At 66.9% G+C, this 22,158-nt stretch carries 17 protein-coding genes; 10 read left to right on the top strand and 7 right to left on the bottom strand.

Annotation, left to right across the window (positions count from 1 at the left end; translation table 11 throughout):
* Positions 1-53: 53 nt before the first annotated feature.
* The 4 genes from AC5P8F_RS19485 to grxC all read right to left on the bottom strand — a co-directional run bounded on the left by AC5P8F_RS19485 (position 54) and on the right by grxC (position 3,052).
* Complete coding sequence (locus tag AC5P8F_RS19485) at positions 54-797, bottom strand: cysteine hydrolase family protein (RefSeq protein WP_014646091.1); 744 nt, start codon at positions 795-797, stop codon at positions 54-56.
* A 248-nt stretch (positions 798-1,045) separates the two neighbouring features.
* Positions 1,046-2,050, bottom strand: coding sequence for an isocitrate dehydrogenase (locus AC5P8F_RS19480; RefSeq protein WP_014036138.1), 1,005 nt, complete (start codon positions 2,048-2,050; stop codon positions 1,046-1,048).
* Positions 2,051-2,372: 322 nt separating this feature from the next.
* A complete protein-coding gene (locus tag AC5P8F_RS19475; RefSeq protein ID WP_004154542.1) occupies positions 2,373-2,765 on the bottom strand; it encodes a carboxymuconolactone decarboxylase family protein in 393 nt (130 codons plus the stop codon).
* On the bottom strand, positions 2,762-3,052 hold the full coding sequence (gene grxC / locus AC5P8F_RS19470) for a glutaredoxin 3 (protein WP_004154541.1): 291 nt from the start codon (positions 3,050-3,052) through the stop codon (positions 2,762-2,764). The genes AC5P8F_RS19475 and grxC overlap by 4 nt, the downstream gene beginning before the upstream one ends.
* A gap of 142 nt (positions 3,053-3,194) precedes the next feature.
* Here grxC and AC5P8F_RS19465 point away from each other — a divergent pair, with 142 nt between their 5' ends.
* From AC5P8F_RS19465 to lpxH, 9 genes are all read left to right on the top strand, one after another.
* Positions 3,195-4,841 carry a M48 family metalloprotease gene (locus tag AC5P8F_RS19465; protein ID WP_014646090.1) on the top strand — a complete coding sequence of 549 codons (1,647 nt, stop codon included), beginning with the start codon at positions 3,195-3,197 and terminating at the stop codon, positions 4,839-4,841.
* 116 nt (positions 4,842-4,957) lie between these two features.
* Positions 4,958-5,647, top strand: coding sequence for a phosphate regulon transcriptional regulator PhoB (gene phoB, locus AC5P8F_RS19460; protein ID WP_005408258.1), 690 nt, complete (start codon positions 4,958-4,960; stop codon positions 5,645-5,647).
* Between the two features lie 106 nt (positions 5,648-5,753).
* On the top strand, positions 5,754-7,085 hold the full coding sequence (gene phoR, locus AC5P8F_RS19455) for a phosphate regulon sensor histidine kinase PhoR (RefSeq protein ID WP_005415460.1): 1,332 nt from the start codon (positions 5,754-5,756) through the stop codon (positions 7,083-7,085).
* Between the two features lie 4 nt (positions 7,086-7,089).
* Positions 7,090-9,177, top strand: a complete 2,088-nt coding sequence (gene ppk1, locus AC5P8F_RS19450; protein WP_046429123.1) for a polyphosphate kinase 1 — start codon at positions 7,090-7,092, stop codon at positions 9,175-9,177.
* 175 nt (positions 9,178-9,352) lie between these two features.
* Positions 9,353-10,879 (top strand): exopolyphosphatase, encoded by a 1,527-nt coding sequence (gene ppx / locus AC5P8F_RS19445; RefSeq protein WP_032955928.1) that lies wholly within the window; start codon positions 9,353-9,355, stop codon positions 10,877-10,879.
* Between the two features lie 317 nt (positions 10,880-11,196).
* Positions 11,197-14,121, top strand: coding sequence for a TonB-dependent receptor domain-containing protein (locus tag AC5P8F_RS19440; protein WP_032955931.1), 2,925 nt, complete (start codon positions 11,197-11,199; stop codon positions 14,119-14,121).
* Between the two features lie 169 nt (positions 14,122-14,290).
* Positions 14,291-15,436: a glycosyltransferase family 4 protein gene (locus tag AC5P8F_RS19435; RefSeq protein ID WP_481453777.1), complete on the top strand. Its 1,146-nt coding sequence runs from the start codon at positions 14,291-14,293 to the stop codon at positions 15,434-15,436.
* Positions 15,417-15,956: a phosphatase PAP2 family protein gene (locus tag AC5P8F_RS19430; RefSeq protein WP_032955935.1), complete on the top strand. Its 540-nt coding sequence runs from the start codon at positions 15,417-15,419 to the stop codon at positions 15,954-15,956. The genes AC5P8F_RS19435 and AC5P8F_RS19430 overlap by 20 nt, the downstream gene beginning before the upstream one ends.
* Positions 15,957-16,015: 59 nt before the next feature.
* Positions 16,016-16,762: a UDP-2,3-diacylglucosamine diphosphatase gene (gene lpxH / locus AC5P8F_RS19425; protein ID WP_197606311.1), complete on the top strand. Its 747-nt coding sequence runs from the start codon at positions 16,016-16,018 to the stop codon at positions 16,760-16,762.
* Between the two features lie 89 nt (positions 16,763-16,851).
* Here the strand turns inward: lpxH and AC5P8F_RS19420 are convergent, their stop codons facing one another.
* Entirely contained in the window at positions 16,852-18,105 is a 1,254-nt protein-coding gene (locus AC5P8F_RS19420; protein ID WP_014646083.1) for a M12 family metallo-peptidase, read from the bottom strand.
* A 225-nt stretch (positions 18,106-18,330) separates the two neighbouring features.
* Between AC5P8F_RS19420 and AC5P8F_RS19415 the strand changes: the two genes are divergently transcribed.
* The gene (locus AC5P8F_RS19415) at positions 18,331-19,788 is read left to right on the top strand and encodes a T6SS phospholipase effector Tle1-like catalytic domain-containing protein (protein WP_401732728.1); all 1,458 of its coding nucleotides are present in this window, start codon (positions 18,331-18,333) and stop codon (positions 19,786-19,788) included.
* Positions 19,789-19,855: 67 nt separating this feature from the next.
* On the opposite strand, the gene AC5P8F_RS19410 is transcribed toward AC5P8F_RS19415, so the two are convergent.
* Together AC5P8F_RS19410 and purF are read right to left on the bottom strand one after the other, a co-directional pair.
* Positions 19,856-20,680 (bottom strand): ferritin-like domain-containing protein, encoded by an 825-nt coding sequence (locus AC5P8F_RS19410; protein WP_197574733.1) that lies wholly within the window; start codon positions 20,678-20,680, stop codon positions 19,856-19,858.
* A 9-nt stretch (positions 20,681-20,689) separates the two neighbouring features.
* Positions 20,690-22,156, bottom strand: coding sequence for an amidophosphoribosyltransferase (gene purF / locus AC5P8F_RS19405; RefSeq protein ID WP_005408246.1), 1,467 nt, complete (start codon positions 22,154-22,156; stop codon positions 20,690-20,692).
* Between the last annotated feature and the right edge of the window lie 2 nt (positions 22,157-22,158).

Raw genomic sequence — 22,158 nt, 5'->3', positions numbered from 1 at the left:
CGGCGGGCAGCTCCACGTGGCGGAGCCCGCGGCATGCGGGCCCCGCCAGCTTATCAAGCGCCGTCGCCGGCCTTGCGCACCGGCAGTGCCAGGATCGCGTCAGTCGTCATGACATCGCCGAAGGCGTCCTCGATCTGGGCCAGAGCGGCTTCATGCAGCGTGCGATGGCCGATGCGCCGGCCGCCAGCCAGGTCCAGGTCACGGCTGGCGCTGGCATCGGACGAGACGATCACCCGGTAACCACGGGGCGCGGCCGCCGCGTCGCGCGCGGCACCAGCCACGCAGGCATGGGTCTGCAGGCCGGTGACGATCAGGGTGTCGATGCCGGCGTTCTTCAGCAGCGGGTCGAGCACGGTGGAGGACGCGCCGGCGAACACGCTGACATTGTCCTTCTGCACCACGGTCTCGCCCTGGCGCGGCTGCAGGTCGCGATGGAAGGCAGCATTGACGCTGCCCTGTGCGAACAGCGGCGCACCCGCCGGCAGCACGTGCTGCACATGGATCACGCGGATGCCATGAGCATCGGCGAATTCGACCACCCGCTTCGCCTGCCGCAGCGCGGCCACGCCATCGGGAATGACCATGCGGCCACCGGCAAAGCCCGGTGCGGCCGTGGCATCGAAGTACTCATTCTGGAAGTCGATGACCAGCACGGCGGTCTTTGCCGCATCCAGCGAGGTCGCGACCGGCGCGCCAGCCATGTGGCGGATGGTGGGATGGGCCGGCTCGGCGGCTGCGACCGGGGCGGTGGTGGCCATGCCGATCAGGCTGGCCAGGCCGAAGGCGGTGAGGTTCATGTTCGAGCTCCAGTGCGTTGGGAAGTGGGCACAGGATGCGGAGCGCATGACGCACGAACCAGCCGCGTAGCGGCACATGATCTGTGCAATGTACGCACAGACAATTTCCATGTAGAGCCACCCCATGGGTGGCTGCGGACCAAGGCCCCGTCATTCCACGCACGGCGTGGATCTACCGGGCCGGCCCACAACGCAACGGGGCGCCCGAAGGCGCCCCGCTGTGGATCCAACCGAGGTCGGCCGGCCGCTTACAGGCGGCTGGCGATGGCCTGGGCAAAGCTCATGGTGGTGCCGGTGCCGCCCAGGTCGCCGGTCAGCGAATCCTTGGCTTCCATGGTCGCCACGATGGCCTTGCGCAGGCGCTCGGCGTTTTCCGGCTGGCCGACATGGTCCAGCATCTGCGCGGCTGCCAGCAGCAGCGCGCACGGATTGGCCTTGCCCTGGCCGGCGATGTCCGGCGCGGTGCCGTGCACGGCTTCGAAGATCGCCGCGTCCTTGCCGATGTTGGCACCCGGGGCCAGGCCCAGGCCGCCGACGAGACCGGCGCACAGGTCGGAGATGATGTCGCCGAACAGGTTGGTGGTGACGATCACATCGAACTGTTCCGGACGCATCACCAGCTGCATGCAGCAGTTGTCGACGATCATTTCCTGGAACTCGATCTCCGGGTACTGTGCGGCGACTTCACGGGCGACGTTCAGGAACAGGCCCGAGGTCGACTTGATGATGTTGGCCTTGTGCACGGCAGTGACCTTCTTGCGGCCAGTGCTCTTGGCCAGCTCGAAGGCGTAGCGCACGATGCGCTCGGAGCCCTTGCGGGTGATGCGGGTGCCGGAGAAGGCGGTTTCGCCGTCGGCCGACACTTCCTGGCCTTCGGCCAGGTAGGCACCTTCGGTGTTCTCACGGACGGTGATCAGGTCGACGTTGTCGAAACGCGACTTGGTGTTCGGGAAGGTGTGGGCCGGACGCACGTTGGCGTACAGGTCGAAGTGGCGGCGCAGGCTGACGTTGATCGAGGTGAAGCCACCACCGACCGGGGTGGTCAGCGGGCTCTTCAGCGCGACCTTGTTGCGCGCGATCGATTCCAGGGTCACTGCCGGCATCAGGTCGCCGTGCTTTTCCAGGGCCACCAGGCCGGCGTCGGCGTCTTCGTACTCCAGGCCAGTCTTGAGCTGGTCGAGCACGAACAGGGTGGCGTCCATGATTTCCGGGCCAATGCCGTCGCCGCGGATGACCGTAATTTTCTGCGTCATTGATCGATGTTCCGAACAGGGGGAAAAACGCCGTCCGGACGTGCCCGGAAACGCCGGCGCAAAGGAAGTTTCACCGGCAATTATGCCTGAGCCGGGGCCGAGGTCCCAAATAGACCATGGTCCCAGTGCCCGGCCCAGGCAGAATTGCCCGCGCATTCCGCCTTATCCCCGCGCCTGTCGGCGCGCCCCCTTGAACAACAAGGGGGCTCCTGGGCTGTTGGATCGTGGGAAGGCCCCTCGCGGGTGCGGTAGTGCCGGCCGCTGGCCGGCAACCCCGGCCATGCCGGATTCAGGGAATACCGGCCAGCGGCCGGCACGCCCCTCAGTGCTCGTGCGCTGCCGGGGCGGCGGCGCCACCTTCAAGCTGGTCGAGGAAGTCGACCGCGCGGCGCAGGTGCGGGATCACGATCGATCCGCCCACCACCAGGCCGACCGAGAAGGTCTCGAAGAACTCCTCGCGGGTCACGCCGGCGTCCTTGCACTGGGCCACGTGATAGCTGATGCAGTCGTCGCAGCGCAGCACCATCGAGGCCACCAGGCCCAGCAGCTCCTTGGTCTTCACGTCCAGCGCGCCGGCCTGGTAGGTCTGCGTGTCCAGCGCGAAGAAGCGGCGCACCACCTGGTTCGGCTCACCCAGGATCCGCTCGTTCATGCGCTTGCGGAACTCGGTGAACTCGGCGATGCGGTCCTTGCTGCCGTCGTCGGCCGCGCTCATGCCTGGCCCTGCCCGGCCAGCAGCGGCTCGAGCTTGCCTTCACGGTGCAGGGCCATCATGTCGTCGTAGCCGCCGACATGGACGTCGCCGACGAAGATCTGCGGCACGCTGGTGCGGCGGGTCAGCGCCATCATCTTCTCGCGCTCGGCCGGGTCCAGGTCGATGCGGACCTCGGTCCACTGCTGGCCCTTGCTCTTCAGGAAGTTCTTGGCGGCCACGCAGTACGGGCAGACGGCGGTGGAATAGATGGTGATGGCGGGGGCACCGCCGGCGGTCTGGGCTGTCACGGGAAACTCCACGATGGATCGACGGTCTACATATGGTACCGGTGCGCTGGAATTTCCACGCCACGGCCGCAACACTGTGAATTAACGAATGGTTGTCCCCCGCCCTGCCACGCTTGGCGCGCCCCGCCCGAGGAACTCCTGCTTGCGAGCCCTGCTGCTGACTACCGCCGTCACCCTGGCCCTGGCCATGCCGCTGGCCCAGGCCCAGGAGAAGCTGCCCGACATTGGCTCCTCGGCCGGCGAGCTGCTGACCCCGGCCCGCCAGGCCGAGTACGGCGCGATGATGCTGCGCGAGCTGCGCAACTACGGCTACCTGCTGGAAGATCCGCTGGTCAACGACTGGCTGCAGACCATGGGCACCCGGCTCGGCTCCAACAGTGACCAGCCGCGGCAGCCGTACACCTTCTTCGTGATGAACGACCGCCAGATCAACGCGTTCGCCACGCTGGGCGGCTACATCGGGGTCAATGCCGGCCTGGTGCTGACCGCCGAGCGCGAGGACGAGGTCGCTGCGGTGCTGTCCCACGAAATCGCCCACGTCACCCAGCAGCATGTGCTGCGCGGCGTCGAGCGCGCCCAGCGTGACCAGATCCCGATCCTGCTGGGCATGCTGGCGGCGGTGGTGGCCGCCCAGGCCAGCAACAGCACGTCGTCCGGCAACGCGACGATGGCCGCGATCAGCTCGGGCATGGGCCTGATGCAGCAACGGCAGATCAACTACACCCGCTCCAACGAGTCCGAGGCCGACCGCCTCGGCATCCGCACCCTGTCGCGCAGCGGCTACGACGTGGATGCCATGGCCGGCTTCTTCGAACGGATGTCGGCGGCCATGCGTGGCAACGAAGGGGGCTACAGCGTGCCCGAGTTCCTGCGCACCCACCCGGTCAACATCACCCGCATCAGCGAAGCCAAGGCCCGCGCCGAGCAGATGAAGAAGGATACGGTGCTGCTGACCACCAGCACCCCCACCGGCGAGCGCAAGGAGCGGGTGGACCCGGCCGATCCCAGCCTGGGCGAGCCGCTGCTGCGCGGCAACAACCCGCTGCTGCCCAGCAGTGTGCTGCGCCTCCCGATCGGCCAGCTCAACCGTGGCGCCAGCGGCGACTTCGACTGGGCACGTGAGCGCCTGCGCGTGCTCAGCGCGGATTCCACCCCCGAGCTGGAACGCGAGTATGCCGACCTGGCCAAGCGGCAGAAGGACGGTCTCAACGATGCGCAGCGCTATGGCCAGGCGCTGGCGGTCATGCGCGGTGGCCGTGCCGGCGCCGGCCAGGCCCGGCAGACCCTGGCCGGCCTGCTCCAGACCCATCCCGGCAACCTGTGGCTGGCGCTGGGCCTGGGCGAAGCGGAATCGCGGGCAGGCCAGGCGGCCCAGGCCAACAGCCGCTTCGAGCAGCTGCTGCGCGAACACCCCAACAGCCGCCCGGTGGCACTGACCTATGCCGAGATCCTGAACGAACAGGGCAACCGCGAGGCCGGCCAGCGCGCGCAGGCGATGCTGCGCCCCCTGTTGTCGCAAAGCGGTAACGATCCGGTCTTCCAGCAGCGCTTTGCCCGCGCCAGCGAGCTGGCCGGCGACAGCGTGCGTGCCAGCGAGGCCTATGCCGAGGCCGCCTTCCTCAGCGGTCGGCCGGAACAGGCGCTGCTGCAGCTGCAGGCGCTCAAGCGCAACCCGGCGCTGGATTACATTGGCCGCGCGCGGGTCGATGCCCGCATCGAAGCGATCACCCCGACCGTGCTGGAGCTGCGCCGCCAGGGCGTGCAGGACCCGGACCTGGACCGGCGCTGAGCGCTGCATGACCGGCCGATGGCAATCCAGGCCGGTTCCGGCCGGGCAGTCACAAACATGTCATCAAACCGTAGTCTACTGGCACCACTCCAGTAACCGAGCCCTACGGTGTCCTCGTGCAGAAACGCATCCTGATCGTCGATGACGAGCCCGCGATCCGTGAAATGGTCGCCTTCGCCCTTCGCAAGGGCGATTACGAACCGGTCCACGCCGGCGATGCCCGGGAGGCCCAGACCGCGATCGCCGACCGCGTTCCGGACCTGATCCTGCTGGACTGGATGCTGCCCGGCACCAGCGGCCTGGACCTGGCCCGTCGCTGGCGCAAGGAAACGCTGACCCGCGAAGTGCCGATCATCATGCTGACCGCCCGCGGCGAAGAGAACGACCGCGTCGGTGGCCTGGAAGCCGGCGTCGACGACTACGTGGTCAAGCCGTTCTCGGCGCGCGAACTGCTGGCGCGCATCCGTGCGGTGATGCGCCGTGCCCGCGAGGACGACGAGGACGGCAGCGTGGCAGTCGGCCCGATCCGCATCGACGGCGCCGCCCATCGCGTGTTCGCCAACGACCAGCCGGTGCCGATCGGCCCGACCGAATACCGCCTGCTGCACTTCTTCATGACCCATCCGGAGCGCGTCTACACCCGCGCGCAGCTGCTGGACCATGTATGGGGTGGCAGCGTGTACGTGGAGGAGCGCACCATCGACGTGCATATCCGCCGCCTGCGCAAGACGCTGGAACCGTTCAACGCCGAGAACATGGTGCAGACCGTGCGCGGCGCCGGCTACCGGTTCTCCACTGCCACCTGAGTCTCGTCGTGCCGGCACCGCGCACCTGCGGGTGCCGGTGCCGGCAACTCTGCTATAACCCTTGGTTCACTCCAGTGAACCGCCGCACCTCAACGACGAGACCGCAATGCCCCGCCACATCCGCTCTGCCTGGTTGAAGACCCTGGCCACCGTTGCCGCGGTACTGCTGTTCGCCGGACTGGTGGGGTGGTTCACGGGCCATCTGTGGTTGTGCATCGCGCTGGGCGCACTGGCCACCCTGGCCTGGCATTACTGGCGCCTGCGCAGCGTGCTGCGCCGCCTGACCGCACGCCAGCGCTGGGATACCGCCGAAGAAGGCACCGGCGTCTGGAACGAACTGGACCGCCTGCTGTATCGCAACCAGGTGGAAATGCGCGTGCGCAAGCGCCGCCTGCTGGACATGCTGCGCAGCTACCGCGCCGCCGCCGCCGCATTGCCCGACGCGGTGGTGGTGCTGGACCGCAACAGCCAGCGCGTGCAGTGGTTCAACGAAGCGGCCACCGCCCTGCTCGGCCTGCACCATCCCGGCGACCTTGGCGAGGCCCTGGTCGAACGCTTGCAACCGATGCCGCTGGCCCACTGGCTGGCCGGTGGCCGCAATGCCGAACCGATCCTGGACGTGCCCTCGCCGGTCGATCCGGCGATCCGCCTGAACCTGCGCCTGATTCCCTATTCGTCGGATTACTGGCTGCTGATCGCCCGCGACGTCAGCAAGCTGCTGCGCCTGGAACAGGTGCGCCGCGACTTCGTGGCCAATGTTTCACACGAGCTGCGCACGCCGCTCACCGTGGTCCACGGCTACCTGGACATGATGGATCCGGAGGACTTCCCCGGCACCGGCCCGATGCTGGAAGAAATGCGCAAGCAGAGCCAGCGCATGGCCCAGCTGGTGGAAGACCTGCTGACCCTGTCGCGGCTGGAATCGCAGGAGCACAGCGAGGAAGAGACCGTGGCCATGCAGCCGATGCTGGCGACCCTGCGCCGCGAGGCCGAGGCGCACAGCCAGGGCCGCCACCAGATCAGCATCGATGATCTGGCCGGTGTCGACCTGCAGGGTTCGACCAAGGAACTGCACAGTGCCTTCTCCAACCTGGTCACCAACGCGGTGCGCTATACCCCGGCCGGGGGCCGCATTGCGGTGGAGTTCCGCCGCGAAGGCGACGGCGCCGTGCTGGCGGTGCGCGATTCCGGCTACGGCATTCCCGCCACCCACCTGCCGCGCCTGACCGAACGTTTCTACCGTGTGTCCAGCAGCCGCTCGCGCGAGAGCGGCGGCACCGGGCTGGGCCTGTCCATCGTCAAGCACATCCTCGGCCTGCACCACGCACGGCTGGAGATTGAAAGCGAAGTCGGCAAGGGCTCGGTGTTCTCCTGCCATTTCGATGCCGACCACGTGCGCCCGCGCGAGTCCGCCCCCCTGACCTCCATCGAAGAATGACGCCATGAGCAGCCTCGGATCCCTCCCCCTCCCCGTGAGCCCGGACAACGATCCGTTGCGCGACCCGTCGCTGTACATCAACCGCGAGCTGTCGCAGCTGGATTTCAACTTCCGCGTGCTGGCGCAGGCCATGGACCCGCAGGTGCCGCTGCTGGAGCGCCTGCGCTTCATGTGCATCTCCTGCACCAACCTCGACGAGTTCTTCGAGATCCGTGCCGCCGCCGTGCGCCACGCGCAGGAATTCGGCCTGCCGCCGGCGCCGGACGGCATGAGCCCGCAGGCCATCCTCAACGCCATCCATGACCGCGCTGCGGAGCTGGTGGACCAGCAGTACCGCTGCTGGAACGAGACGCTGCGCCCGGCGCTGATGGAGGCCGGCATCGGCGTGCTCGGTCGCCATTCCTGGACCGACCGCCAGAGGCGCTGGCTGCGCGCCTACTTCCGCAACGAGATCATGCCGGTGCTGTCGCCGCTGGGCCTGGACCCGGTGCACCCGTTCCCGAAGATCCTCAACAAGTCGCTGAACATCGTGGTGGTGCTGAAGGGCACCGATGCGTTCGGCCGCGCCGGCCACCTGGCGATCGTGCGTGCGCCGCGCTCGCTGCCGCGCATCATCCAGCTGCCGGAGAAGCTCGGCGGATCGCAGAACTTCGTGTTCCTGTCCTCGGTGCTGTCGACCTTCGTCGATGAGCTGTTCCCGGGCATGGAAGTCCAGGGTGCCTACCAGTTCCGTGTCACCCGCAACTCCGAGCTGGTGGTGGACGAGGAGGAAGTGGAGAACCTGGCGCTGGCGCTGCGCGACGAACTGGTCGACCGCGGCTACCGGCCGGCGGTGCGCCTGGAGATCGCCCACGACATGCCGCGCGAGATCGTGCGCACGCTGCTGCAGAATTTCGGCCTGACCGAGAACGCGGTGTACCGCATCGACGGCCCGGTCAACCTCAACCGCATCATCCAGCTGTACGACCTGATCGCGCAGCCGGACCTGAAGTACCCGCCGATGACCCCGCGCACGCTGCGCGACAGCGACGGCATCTTCGAGACCACGGCGCGCCAGGACCTGCTGCTGCACCACCCGTTCGATGCCTTCACCGCGGTGCTGGACCTGATCCGGCAGGCGGCGATCGATCCCAACGTGCTGGCGATCAAGCAGACGCTGTACCGCACCGGCAAGGATTCGCTGATCGTCGACGCACTGATCCAGGCCGCGCGCAACGGCAAGGACGTGACTGTAGTGGTCGAACTGCGTGCGCGCTTCGACGAAGAGGCCAACCTGGGCCTGGCCGATCGCCTGCAGGAGGCCGGGGTGCAGGTGGTGTACGGCGTGGTCGGCTACAAGACCCACGCCAAGATGCTGCTGATCGTGCGCCGCGAAGGCCGCAAGCTGCGCCGCTACGTGCACCTGGGCACCGGCAACTACCACAGCGGCACTGCCCGCGCGTACACCGACATCAGCCTGATCACCGCCGATCCGGACATCGGCAATGACGTGCACCTGTTGTTCCAGCAGCTGTCCGGGCTGGCCTCGAAGATGAAGCTCAAGCGCCTGCTGCAGTCGCCCTTCACCCTGCACACCGGCATCCTCGGCCGTATCGAGCGCGAGACGCGCATCGCCGCCGCCGGCCGCCCAGCGCGGATCATCGCCAAGATGAACGCGTTGAACGAACCGCAGGTGGTGCGCGCGCTGTACGCCGCGTCGCAGGCCGGCGTGCAGATCGACCTGATCATCCGTGGCGCCTGCACCCTGCGTCCGGGCGTTCCGGGCGTCTCGGACAACATCCGCGTGCGCTCGATCGTCGGCCGCTTCCTGGAGCACAGCCGCGTCTACTGGTTCGGCAACGACGGCGCGCCGGAGATGTACTGCGCCAGCGCCGACTGGCTGGAACGCAACCTGCTGCGCCGGGTCGAGACCTGCTTCCCGATCCTCGATCCGGAACTGGCCAAGCGGGTGTACCGCGAGGTCCTGCAGAACTACCTGGACGACAACCTCAACGCCTGGGAACTGGACGCCGACGGCCTCTACCACAAGCGTGCGCCGGCGCACGACGAAGCCCCGCATTCTGCGCAGATGGCATTGATGCAGGGGCTGTAGTCCTGCCCCGGTGGACCCCGACCGCAGGTCGGGATTCGATCAGCGGTCGCCCGGGGTCAGATCCCTTTCCTGCGGGAAAGGGATCTGACCCCTTGCAATCCTGCTGCACGCCTCCTTCCAAAATGTGAAGGCCGCGCGGTGACGAGCACACCGCCGCTTCGGCTAACATTCGCCCATGCCGCATACCTCCACGACTCCGCCCGCATTGCAGGATGGCGACCTGCTGGCCGCCATCGACCTTGGCTCCAACAGTTTCCACATGGTCATCGCGCGCTACACGCTCGGCCAGCTGCGGGTGATCGACCGCCTGCGCGAGACGGTGCGCATGGCCGACGGGCTGGATGGCAAAGGCGGACTGTCTTCCGCCGCACGGCAGCGCGCGCTGGAATGCCTGGCCCGTTTCGGCCAGCGCATCCGCAATGTGCCGCCGCATCGGGTGCGCGCGCTGGCCACCAACACGGTGCGCCAGCTGCGTTCTCCCCAGTCGTTCCTGGTCCCGGCCGAAACTGCACTGGGACACGCCATCGAAGTGGTCAGCGGCCGCGAAGAAGCCCGCCTGATCTACCTGGGCGTGGCCCACGCGCAACCCCCCAAGCCCGGCCAGCGCCGGCTGGTGATCGACATCGGTGGCGGCTCCACTGAATTCATCATCGGCATGGGCATGCAGACCCTGGAGCGCGAAAGCCTGCAGGCCGGTTGCATCGCCAGCACCCGGCGCTTCTTCCCCGGCGGCAAGCTCAGCAAGAAGCGCTGGAAGGACGCGCTGGCCGAGATCGGCCGCGAGTTCCAGCCCTTCGCCAGCAAGTATCGCGCGCTGGGCTGGCAGGAAGCGCTGGGCTCTTCGGGCACGCACAAGGCGATCAGCGAGATCTGCGCGACGATGAAGCTGAGCAAGGGCGCGATCACCGCCGAGGCCCTGCCGCAACTGCGCGATGAGCTGCTGAAGGCCAAGAAGATCGACGACATCCAGTTGCCGGGCCTGTCCAGCGACCGCCGCCCGATCATCGCCGGCGGCATCCTGGTGCTGGAAGCGGCGTTCCAGGCACTTGGCCTGCAGAAGCTGCTGGTCAGCAAGGCCGCGATGCGCGAGGGCATCCTCTACGACATCGTCGGCCGTGCCGGCGAGAACGACCTGCGTGATGAATCGGTAGCTGCGCTCAGCCAGCGCTACGGTATCGATACGGTACAGGCCGACCGCGTGCAGGACACTGCTCTGTCACTGCTGGAGCAGGTGCAGGAACGCTGGAAGCTCGATGCCGATGATGCGCGCATGCTCGGCTGGGCCGCACGCCTGCACGAACTGGGCCTGATGATTGCCCACAGCGGCTACCACGTGCATGGCAGCTACGTGCTGGAGCACTCGGACATCGCCGGCTTCTCCCGCCAGGAACAGCAGATGCTGGCCGCGCTGGTGCGCAGCCATCGCCGCAGCGTGACCAAGACCGCCTTCGACGCCCTGCCCGAGCGACTGCTGCTGACCGCGCGCCGGTTGGCGGCCCTGCTGCGGCTGGCGGTGCTGCTCAACCGCGCGCATGAGGACGACCCGCTGCCGGCGCTGGAACTGACCGCCGACGACAACCGGCTGTCGCTGATCGTGCCGCAGGCGTTCATCGATGCCCGTCCGCTGCTGCGCGCCGACCTGATCGGCGAGACCGACGGGATCGCCGGGCTGGGCATCCAGTTCCGTCCGTTCGTAGCCTGAATACGCCGTCGCCTGTTGTCCACAGGACAGCAGGAGTGACGCACTTCGCACCCCCACTTTGCGCAGTCTGGCGGTTTTTTGTGCTGCTTCGCATCACGACGGCACCGTATCGCGTATCGCACCTCTCACGTAAGCGCCTGCTTTTGTTCACGTTTTGTGAAGGATGGGGGTGTCCCGTGACATAAATCGATACGAACTCTTTACAGAGCATTAACTAACGAGACTACTATCGGGTCACCGGCTCGGTCATCAACCCAGCTGGCTCCTTCGACGCCCACTTTGGCGTCTTGTGCACGACCTGAGAGAGAGAGCTCGCCATGACTTCACGCACCACCGCACTGGGGCAGGCCATCCGCTATGCCCTGGCTACCACCGCAACGTTGGCCGCCCTGCCCGCGTTTGCCCAGGACGGCAGCAACGCAACGCCCACCAACCTCGACCGCATCGAGATCACCGGCTCGCGCATCCGCCAGGTGGACGTGGAAACCGCCCAGCCGGTGTTCGCGATCAGCCGCAACGACATCGAAAAGCAGGGCTTCAGCTCGGTTGCCGACATCCTGCAGAACGTCACCGCGATGGGCAGCCCGACCATCAGCCGCGCCAATGCGCTGACCGCGGGTGAAAACGCGGGTGGCACCTACATCGACATGCGCAACCTGGGCACCCAGCGCACGCTGGTGCTGGTCAACGGCAAGCGCATGGGCATCAGCACGTCCGGCTACCAGGACATCTCCACGCTGCCGGTGTCCGCCGTGGAGCGCATCGAGGTGCTGAAGGACGGCGCCTCTGCGATCTATGGCTCCGACGCCATGGCCGGCGTGGTGAACATCATCACCCGCTCCAATGTCACCGGTGTGACCGCCAACGTCTATCACGGCCAGTACAGCCAGGGCGACGGCGCACGTGACCGCTTCGACGTGGTCGCCGGCTGGAGCAACGATCGCGTGTCGTTGACCTTGTCCGCCGAGCATGCCGAAGAGAAGGGCGTGTGGGCGCGCGATCGCGGCTTCAGCAAGTACGGCATGACCGATCGCCATCCGTACGACAGCAGCAACTGGACCACGATCAGCCAGTACGGCCAGTTCACCGGTCTGCGCGGCCCGGGCTGTACCGCCACTGCGGGCTGCGGCTATTCCCTCAACCGCGGCGCCGATCCCACCAACCCGGCCAATTACCACCTCACCGATAGCACGCCGTTCACCGGTGACGTGAGCAACGCCAACGACCAGATGCACGTGATGTATCCGGTCAAGCGCGACTCGGTCTATTTCGACGGCCGCTTCAAGATCACCGACAACGTCAACTTCCGCACCGAGCTGGGCTACAACCAGCGTGAGTCCACCCGCCAGATCGCGGGCTATCCGCTGCAGTCGAGCACCGCCGGTGTCGGCTCGATGTCGATCAACAGCTACTTCAATCCGTTCGGCCGCCAGCACGGGTATGCCACCCCGACCGCCGTGGCATGGAACCGCCGCACCTGGGAAGTGCCGCGCGTGACCACCAGCGAGCTGAAGACCTACCGCGCGGTGGCGTCGTTCGACGGTTCGTTCGAGATCGGCAGCCGCTACTTCGACTGGGAAGTGGGTTACCAGTACAACCGCAATGAACTGGAATCGGTGGCGACCGGCAACCTGCACAAGGGTCGCGTCGCCGGCGGCGTCGGCCCGTCGTTCTACAACGCCGCCACCGGCAAGGTGCAGTGCGGCACCGCCGCTGCACCGATCTCCTATGACGTGTGCAAGCCGTGGAACCCGCTGGTACCGTACGGCACGACGGCTGCCGATGGCCTGTACGGCAACGAAGAACTGCAGGCGTGGCTGTTCCCGGAAGAGATCACCAAGGGCCGTACCACCTCCAAGAACTTCTTTGCCAACATCGCTGGCAGCATCGTGACCCTGCCGGCTGGCGACCTGGGCTTCGCGTTCGGCGTGGAAAGCCGCAAGGAAGAAGGCAAGTACACCCCGGATGCCCTGGCCCAGACGGGCGCGACCACCAACCTGGCCGCGGGCCCGACCGGCGGTGACTACACCGTCAACGAGGCCTACCTGGAAGTGAACGTTCCGGTGCTGGCCGACCTGCCGGGCGCGAAGGAACTGACCTTTAATGGCGCAACCCGCTTCTCGGACTACAACACCTTCGGCAACACGCTCAACAGCAAGTTCGGCTTCAAGTGGAAGCCGATCGACTCGCTGATGGTGCGTGGCACCTGGGCCGAGGGCTTCCGTGCACCGACCATCAGCGACCTGTTCGGTGGTGGTTCGGAGACCTTCGCGCAGTTCAGCGATCCGTGCGACACCCGCTTCGGTTCCTCGGCCTCCAGCGCGGAAGTCCGTGCACGTTGCGCACGCGACATCGCCAATGCGAATACCTTCCGCCAGCTGCGCCAGGGTGGCACCCCGGTGAACACGTCGACGGACGCGACCCCGGTGCCGTTCACCTCCGGGTCGAACCCGCTGCTGACGCCGGAAACCTCGACCAGCAAGACGCTGGGCCTGGTCTGGAGCCCGAGCTTCATCCAGGGCTTCAACGCCTCGCTGGACTGGTGGAAGATCCGCATCGACAACACGATCATCGCCGACACGCCGACCCAGATCCTGCAGGACTGCTACGAATCGGGTATCGACGCGCGCTGCTCGCGCTTCCAGCGTGACCCGGTGACCGGCATCGTGACCAACCTGAAGTTCGGCAACCGCAACGCGGGCTTCATGGAAACCGAAGGCTACGATCTGGACGTGAGCTACCGTCTGGACACCCGGTTCGGCAAGTTCAACGTGAACTCGGCCACCACCTACGTGTCCAGTGCGACCTACCGCACCTCCAACGACAGCTCGATCGTCCCGATCGTCACCAACGGCATCGGCAGCGCTTTCCGCGTCCGTTCCAACCTGGTGCTGGGCTACGAGCGGGGCAACTTCGGCGCGAGCTGGACCGCGCGTTACTATTCGGGCGTGAAGGAAACCTGCTCGAACATCGCGCTGTACCCGGACGAGTGCTCGGATCCGGGTGTGTACGCACCGTGGTACAAGGGCGCACGCAACTACAACGAGCGCGGCGCGGTCACCTTCCACGACGTGCAGGTGCGTTACTCGCTGCCGTGGGACGCCACCGTGTCGGTCGGTGCCAACAACGTGTTCGAGAAGACCGGCCCGGTCATGTACAGCAAGCCGAACTCGGCCTTCTCGTACTACGGTGGTTACGATATCGGCCGCTTCATCTACATGAAGTACCAGCAGCGCTTCTGATCCATCGCGCTGTGACGGAAGCATGACGACCACGGCCCTTCGGGGCCGTGGTTTTTTATTGGCCGCCGCGCCCAGGCGCTGGCCGGCGCCACCGTCATCTGATGGTCGCAAAGCGGTCATGTCGGCTACATCGCCAGGCCCGAGCATGCCGGAAACCCGGAGGCCCGCCATGCGCTATGCCATCGTCACCGAGACCTATCCACCGGAAGTGAACGGCGTCGCCCTCACCGTGCAGGGGCTGGAACAAGGTCTGCGCGCAGCCGGGCACGAGATCGACCTGGTCCGCCCCCGCCAGTCCAGCGAAGCGCTGGATTCGGCACCCGGCACCTTGCTGGTTCCCGGCGCCGCCCTGCCCCGCTACCCCGGCCTGCGTTTCGGACTGCCGGCGCCGATCCGGCTGGGCCGCCATTGGCAGAAACAACGCCCGGATGCGGTCTACATCGCCACCGAAGGTCCGCTCGGCTGGTCGGCACTGCGCACTGCGCGCCGCCTCGGCATTCCGGTCGCCAGCGGCTTCCACACCCGCTTCGACGAGTACCTGCCCGACTACGGCGTGGCGTGGCTGCAGGCCGCAGCCATGCGCTGGATGCGCCGTTTCCACAACCAGGCCGATGCCACCCTGGTGCCGACCCACGAGCTGCAGCAGTTCCTCGGCGAACAGGGCTTCGAGCGCGTGCGCCTGCTGGCCCGCGCGGTGGACAGCCAGCAGTTCGATCCGGGACGGCGCGATCCCGCGCTGCGCGAGGAATGGGGCGTGGATGGCAACGGCCTGGTGGCGATCTATGTCGGCCGCATTGCTGCTGAAAAGAACCTCGGCCTGGCAGTGAAGGCATTCCGCCGGCTGCAGCAGATCCGGCCCAAGGCACGCTTCGTGTGGGTCGGAGATGGCCCGGCCCGCGAGAAGCTGGCACATGAAAACCCCGACTTCATCTTCTGTGGCATCCAGCGCGGCGATGCGCTGGCCCGGCACTTCGCCAGCGGCGATCTGTTCCTGTTCCCCAGCCGCAGCGAAACGTTCGGCAACGTGACCCTGGAAAGCATGGCCAGCGGTGTGGCCACCGTGGCCTTCGACTACGGCGCCGCGCGCGAGTACCTGCGCAATGGCGAGAACGGCGCAGCCGTGGACAGCGACGATCAGTTCATCGATGCCGCCGTGCGACTGGCCGCCGATGACGCGCAGCGCCGCGAACTGGGCGGCAATGCCGCACGCGCGATGAAGCGCCTGCATCCACAACAGGTGGTGGCCGAGTTCGATGCACTGCTGGCCGAACTGGCACAGTCGCGGAGGAACGGCCATGCGCACTACGCCGCTTGAGCTGCTGGCCGGGCGCGAAGCACGCTGGTGCCGGCGCGCAAACCACTACTGCCGGCGGCGCCGCGTGCGTCGCCTGTTCGCGGTCATCAGCCGGCTCGGCGATGGCGTGTTCTGGTACGTGCTGATGGCCGCGCTGGTGGTGCTGGACGGCTTCGACGGCCTGCGCGCCTCGGTGCACATGGCCGCCACGGGCCTGGCCGCGCTGCTGCTGTACAAGGTCCTCAAGCGCTGGACCCGGCGCCCGCGGCCCTACGCGGCCGACCTGCGCATCCGCGCCTGGGTGGCGCCGCTGGACGAGTTCAGTTTCCCCTCCGGACACACCCTGCATGCGGTGTCGTTCACCATCGTGGCACTGGCCTACTACCCGTGGCTGGCGCCGCTGCTGGTGCCGTTCACCTGTGGCGTTGCACTGTCGCGGGTGGTCCTGGGCCTGCACTATCCTTCCGATGTGCTGGCAGCCACCGCCATCGCCATCGTGCTGGCTTCGGCCAGCCTGACCTGGCTGCCGCTGCCGGTGTGACGACCGGAGCCAGGCAAGGCCCGGCGCCACCATCATCATTGATGGCCTAGAATGCGGGCATGACCACGCTGTTCATTTCCGACCTGCACCTGGACCCCAGCCGTCCGGAGATCACCGACCTGTTCCTGCGCTTCCTGCGCGAGCAGGCGCCCGGCGCCGATGCGCTGTACATCCTCGGCGACCTGTTCGAGGCCTGGATCGGCGACGACACGCCCTCGCCCGCCGCCGACACTGTGGCCGATGCGTTGAAGGTGCTGTCCGACAGCGGCGTGCCGGTGTACTTCATCCGCGGCAACCGCGACTTCCTGCTCGGTGAGGACTACGCGCGCCGTGCCGGCCTGCGCATCCTGCCCGACCCGTGCATGATCGAACTGTACGGCCGCGCGGTGCTGCTGCAGCACGGTGACCTGCTGTGCACCGATGACATTCCCTACCAGCAGTTCCGTGCACAGACGCGCGACCCGGTATTCCAGGCGCAGTTCCTGTCGCAGCCGCTGGCCGCACGCATCGCGTTCGCGCAGAAGGCGCGCGAAGCCAGCCAGGCGCGCCAGTCCGAGATGAAGCAGGACGATCGTGCGCAGTTCGAGTCGGTGACCGACGTGGCCCCTGCCGAAGTCGATGCCACCTTCGTGCGCCATGACGTGGACACCATGATCCATGGCCATACCCATCGGCCGGCGATCCACACGCTGCAGGCCGGTGGTCGCGAGCGCACCCGCATCGTGCTGGGTGACTGGTACGAACAGGGTTCGGTGCTGCGCGTGGATGCCAGCGGCTGGACGCTGGATACGCTGGCGCGCGAATAACGGATCGCAAGGTGCCAACCAAGGTTGGCATCTACCAGAGCAGGTGCATGCGCCCGGGTAGACGCCGGCCTTGGTCGGCGCCTGGACAGTCAGCGGAAGGCCGCGATGGTGGCCTTGGTGTTGACCAACACGCGCTGGTTGTCGGCGGTGCTGGCGTTGCCCATCGGGATGCCGTTGTAGCTGATGTTGGGGTTGGACCAGTAGTTCAGGCGCGGGCAGCTGCGGGTGCAGTTGTAGGCCATGATCGTGCGCCAGCCGGTGCCGGTGGCGGGCTCGTAGCGATAGCCGTGGCCATAGGCATAGGGCGAGGTGCTCGAGTCGGTGGCGATGTCATGCCGCGCACTCTGCAGATGGCCGATCTCGTGCGCGAACGAGTAATAGCCGGTCGCGCAATCCCAGTACACGGCCGCGAACGCGGTCGACGCCGTCGAGCCGATGCCCGAGGCCAGGCCGCAGTAGGCGGTGTTGTTGATCAGCAGCACGCCCACATCAGCCGTGTAGGTATTCCGGCTGGTGTGGATGCTGTCCATGTAGCCATCGCTGGTGCCACGGAAACGCGCCAGGTCGGTATCGAAGCTGCCCGATTCGGTGTAACTGGTGGTTTCGTAGCGGGCCAGTTCCATGGTGATGCCGACGTTGCTGTTGACATAGCCCTGGTTCGATTCGGCCACGGCCAGCTGCACCAGTGACTGCATGTTGCCGCCATAGGCGGCGACGGCGGCATTGGTCGCCACCACCAGCACGCGGATGGTGGCCGGCGTGCCGGACGACGCCTGCGCGATGCCGAGGCGATCGTTGTTGCCCATCGGGATCTTCGGCAGCTGGTTGTAATCGGCCGGATGGTCGGCCGGCATCCGCGACTCGTCCACTTCCACAAGCACGTGGCGGTTGCCCAGCGGGCGCAGGCGGTACAGCTTTCCATCCTTGCGGATCGAGCCGGTGATGGTATCGCCCGAGCGCACCAGGATCAGCGAATTGCCGGGGTCGTCCTGGCCGTTGGAGGTGGCCGCGGTCAGCTTGTCCGAGGGCGAACGGAACTGGCCATACCAGATGCTGCCGCCATCGGGCAGCGCTTCAACCTTGCTGCGCACGGCCTGCACGCGCTGGCCGAGCAGTTCGAATTCCAGCTGCGGCTGTGCAGTCGCGGCTGCATCAACGCGCACTTCCTGTACCGTCGCGGTGGACGGGGTGGCCAGCAGCTTGCCCAGCGCGGGCTCACTGTTTGCCGATGCGCGGCTGATGACCGTCACCGGCTCGAACAACGGTGCCGCATGCGCGGCCGCCGCCACCGACAAACCCAACACCAGGCCACCTGCCGCTTTGCCAATCGATCTGGACAACATTGCGTCGCTCCTTGAATGATGTGAACAGCGTTGATGCAGCACGACCCGGTTTGCCGGGTTTGGCCATATGGCCTGCGCGGCTCGTGTGAATTCAATAGGCGAGTGGAATGAAAGTCAGGATTTGTGATCGACCGCATCTGCGTTCAGTCAGGTCAAAAGCGTCACTACACTTCGCCAACACACCACTTTCGCGCTACCGTGACGCAGCCACGACGGGGAATGCACATGGCACCATCGCAGGACACGGACGAAGATGTCGGCTTGCTGCGGATCGGCCTGTTCTTCGATGGCACCCGCAACAACGCGCACAACCTCGCGCGTGGTCGACCACAGCAGCCGCGACCGCGCCCGGCGCAGCTGCGTGCGGATGATGATTCGACCTACCAGAGCCGGCTGACCAGCAGCTACGACAACGGCCTGACCAACATCGCACGCCTGCAGCAGCTGTACCCGGACAGCCGCCGCGATGCGATGGCCACGCCTTCGCTGTCGATCTACGTGGAAGGTGTCGGTACCCGCGATGACGCCGACGACGACCTGATCGGACTGGCGTTCGGTATCGGCGCCAGCGGCGTCCGCGCAAAGGTGCAGCGCGCGCTGCAGGTGGTGCTGCCGGCTGCGCTTGCAGAACTGTCCACGCGTTGGCGGCAACCGCTGCGTCGCGTGCAGCTGGATCTGTTCGGGTTCTCTCGAGGCGCTGCCGCCGCACGTGATATCGCCAACCAGCTGCAGGGCTGGGATACCACGCGTTGGCGGCAACTGCTGCAATCGTCCGGCCTGGTCTGTACGCCGGACTTCGCCCCTGCCCTTCCGGTGCTGCGATTCATCGGCCTGTTCGATACCGTGGCTGCGGTCAGTGGTGGCCGCGCCGACGAACAACCGCAGCTTGCCCTGTCCAGTGGCATCGCTGCACGCGTGGTGCAGTTGACCGCGCGCGACGAGCATCGCCAGCACTATCCGCTGACCACGGTGGCACCGCCGTTCACCGAGATTGCCTTGCCCGGCGTGCACGCCAACATCGGCGGAGGCTACAACCAGCTGGAGGAAGGCCCCAAGCTGCTCAGCCGCCCACGTCGCCAGCAGCTGCGCCGCCCCGCCGTTGCCGACTACCAGATTCCCCCGCTGGCGATGCTGCAGGCCACCACGGCTTACGCTGAAACGCAGGCCGATGCCGAACGCTGGCGGCAGCAGCTGGGCGTGGACGAAAAGGAAGTGTGGGTGGATGTCTGGCACCAGTGGCAGCAGCAGCGCCGCGCCGGCAGCCGCAGCGTGCTGCTGTCCCCGGTGCTGTACGTGACTGCCGCCGTGGTACTGCGGCGGCGCATCGACTGGCGCTACCAGTTGATCGCGCTGCAGGTGATGCAGCAGCATGCCATCGATGCCGGCGTGACCTGGCGCGCCAGCGCTGCCGAGATTCCCGGCTGGGAACTGCCGTCGGCCCTGCAACCGATCGCACGGCGGCTGGTGGCAGGGCAGGCGTTGACCCAGACCCAGGAGGCGCTGCTGCGCCGACGCTACCTGATGCAGTCGGCGCACTGGAATTTCGACGCGCTGGGCGACACCGCCCTGACCTATGCCGCCGATGCCGGCGTCAGCGAACTGCCCTACCGGCCCGGTCCCGGCCTGTTCTACATCAACCGGCCCACCGTGGATGGCAAGCGCGTGGTGCTGCCCAACGCATGAAAAAGGGGACGGAGGGGATTAAGTCGTTTGTGCCACAAACGACTTAATCCCCTCCGTCCCCTTTTGTTCAACCGGCCTGTTCGACCAGGTTGGCGAGCTCGTCGGCGTCGAAGCCGGCCAGCAGGCGCGCTTCGATGTTGAACGGCCTGTGCAGGTAGCCGCCGGCGTATTCCACCAGCAGCGCCTTGAAGCGCGCACGCGGCTCGACGCCGGCGCGATCGCAGTACCAGCGGTACCAGCGCGAACCGGCGGCAACGTGCGCCACTTCCTCGCGCAGGATCACTTCCAGTACGTCGGCGGTTTCACCATCACCGACATTGCGCAGCTTCTCGATCATGCCCGGTGTCACGTCCAGGCCGCGCGCTTCCAGCACGCGCGGTACCAGGGCCATGCGCGCCAGGCCGTCATGCGCGGTCTTTTCGCACATTTCCCACAGGCCGTTGTGCGCGGGGAAATCGGCGTAGTCGTGGCCATGCGCCTGCAGGCGCTCGCGCAGCAGCATGAAGTGCCGCGATTCGTCGTCGGCACAGCTGACCCAGTCGGCATGGAACGCTGGCGGCAGGCCGCGGAAGCGGTACACCGCATCCCAGGCCAGGTCGATCGCGTTGAGTTCGATGTGGGCGATGGCGTGGATGAAGGCGGCGCGTCCTTCCACGCCGCCCAGCCCGCGCCGGGGCACTTCGCGCGGATGCACCAGCACCAGCCGTGCCGGCCGGCCAGGCATGCGGATCGGTTCCGGCGGCGGCGCATCGGCAGCCACCTTCAGGCGACCGGCACGGAACGCGGCGGCATACGCCTGGGTCAACGCGACCTTGCGCAGCGGGTCGGCTTCGGCCAGGCACTGCTGCGCCGCGCGCAGCAGGTCGCCACCAACGTCGGGTACATCGACCACGCCTGGACCTCAGGCGCGGCGCTTGTGCTTGGCGTCGTCCGAACGCAGCTGCTGGATGCGCTCGAAGTAGCCCGGCTCGATACCCGTCGGGTAGTGGCCGTTGAAGCAGGACGAATCGAAGTTGCGCAGCGCCGGGTTGCCCTCGCTCACCGCCGCTTCCATGTCCTCCAGATCCTGGTAGATCAGCCAGTCGCAGCCCAGGTGGGCCTCGATCTCTTCCACGGTGCGGTTGTGCGCGACCAGCTCTTCGGCCGCCGGCATGTCGATGCCGTAGATGTTCGGGTAGCGCACCGGCGGTGCCGCGCTGGCAAGGTAGACCTTGCGCGCGCCCGCATCACGGGCCATCTGCACGATCTGCTGGCTGGTGGTGCCACGCACGATCGAGTCGTCCACCAGCAGCACCACGCGATTGCGGAACTCCAGGTGGATCGGGTTGAGCTTGCGGCGCACCGACTTCACGCGTTCGCCCTGGCCCGGCATGATGAAGGTGCGGCCGATGTAGCGGTTCTTGATGAAGCCTTCGCGATACTTCACCCCGAGCACGTTGGAGATCTCCAGCGCGGCATCACGCGAGGTATCCGGGATCGGGATGATGGTGTCGATATCGTGGTCCGGGCGCAGGCGCAGGATCTTCTCGCCCAGCTTGATGCCCATGCGCATGCGCGCCTTGTGCACCGAGACGTTGTCGATCATCGAGTCCGGACGCGCGAAGTACACGTACTCGAAGATGCACGGGGTGTGCTCAGCCGGCTCGGCGCAGATTTCCGAGAACAGCTCGCCGCGGGCGGTGATCACCAGGGCTTCGCCCGGCTGCACATCGCGCACGCGCTGGAAGCCCAGCACGTCCAGCGCGGCCGACTCGGAGGCCACGATGTACTCGTCGCCCTCGGCATGGCTGCGCTTGCCCAGCACCAGCGGACGGATGCCGTGCGGGTCGCGGAAGGCCACCAGGCCCAGGCCCAGCACCACGCTGACCACCGCGTAGCCGCCCTTGCAGCGGCGGTGCACGCCAGCCACCGCGCGGATCGCGGCTTCCGGGCTCAGCTGGCGCTGCTGCTCCAGCTCATAGGCGAACACGTTCAACAGCACTTCGCTGTCCGAATCGGTGTTGACGTTGCGGCGGTCCTGCTCGAACACCTGCTGGCGCAGCGCCTCGGTGTTGATCAGGTTGCCGTTGTGGGCCAGCGCGATGCCGTACGGCGAGTTGACGTAGAACGGCTGCGCCTCGTCCATGCCTTCCGAGCCGGCCGTCGGGTAGCGCACATGGGCGATGCCGACGCTGCCTTCCAGGGTGGACATGGTGCGTGCATCGAACACATCGCGGACCAGGCCGGTGGCCTTCTGCACCCGCAGGCGGCTGCCATTGGCCGTGGCGATGCCCGCGGCATCCTGGCCGCGATGCTGGAGAACGGTCAAGCCGTCATACAACTGCCCGGCGACGTTCTGGTTGCCGACGATTCCGACGATGCCACACATGG

This window comes from Stenotrophomonas sp. YJH_SMC_69 (genome assembly GCF_059370495.1).
Note: the sequence above shows the minus strand (reverse complement) of the source record. Positions and strands in the feature narration are given on the sequence as shown.

What these genes read in the sequence shown, in the direction of transcription:
- AC5P8F_RS19485 (WP_014646091.1), bottom strand. Translation starts at nt 797, where the DNA reads ATGAACCTCACCGCCTTCGGCCTGGCCAGCCTGATCGGCATGGCCACC.
- AC5P8F_RS19480 (WP_014036138.1), bottom strand. Translation starts at nt 2,050, where the DNA reads ATGACGCAGAAAATTACGGTCATCCGCGGCGACGGCATTGGCCCGGAA.
- AC5P8F_RS19475 (WP_004154542.1), bottom strand. Translation starts at nt 2,765, where the DNA reads ATGAGCGCGGCCGACGACGGCAGCAAGGACCGCATCGCCGAGTTCACC.
- phoR (WP_005415460.1), top strand. Translation starts at nt 5,754, where the DNA reads ATGCCCCGCCACATCCGCTCTGCCTGGTTGAAGACCCTGGCCACCGTT.
- ppk1 (WP_046429123.1), top strand. Translation starts at nt 7,090, where the DNA reads ATGAGCAGCCTCGGATCCCTCCCCCTCCCCGTGAGCCCGGACAACGAT.
- ppx (WP_032955928.1), top strand. Translation starts at nt 9,353, where the DNA reads ATGCCGCATACCTCCACGACTCCGCCCGCATTGCAGGATGGCGACCTG.
- AC5P8F_RS19440 (WP_032955931.1), top strand. Translation starts at nt 11,197, where the DNA reads ATGACTTCACGCACCACCGCACTGGGGCAGGCCATCCGCTATGCCCTG.
- AC5P8F_RS19435 (WP_481453777.1), top strand. Translation starts at nt 14,291, where the DNA reads ATGCGCTATGCCATCGTCACCGAGACCTATCCACCGGAAGTGAACGGC.
- AC5P8F_RS19430 (WP_032955935.1), top strand. Translation starts at nt 15,417, where the DNA reads ATGCGCACTACGCCGCTTGAGCTGCTGGCCGGGCGCGAAGCACGCTGG.
- lpxH (WP_197606311.1), top strand. Translation starts at nt 16,016, where the DNA reads ATGACCACGCTGTTCATTTCCGACCTGCACCTGGACCCCAGCCGTCCG.
- AC5P8F_RS19420 (WP_014646083.1), bottom strand. Translation starts at nt 18,105, where the DNA reads ATGTTGTCCAGATCGATTGGCAAAGCGGCAGGTGGCCTGGTGTTGGGT.
- AC5P8F_RS19415 (WP_401732728.1), top strand. Translation starts at nt 18,331, where the DNA reads ATGGCACCATCGCAGGACACGGACGAAGATGTCGGCTTGCTGCGGATC.
- purF (WP_005408246.1), bottom strand. Translation starts at nt 22,156, where the DNA reads ATGTGTGGCATCGTCGGAATCGTCGGCAACCAGAACGTCGCCGGGCAG.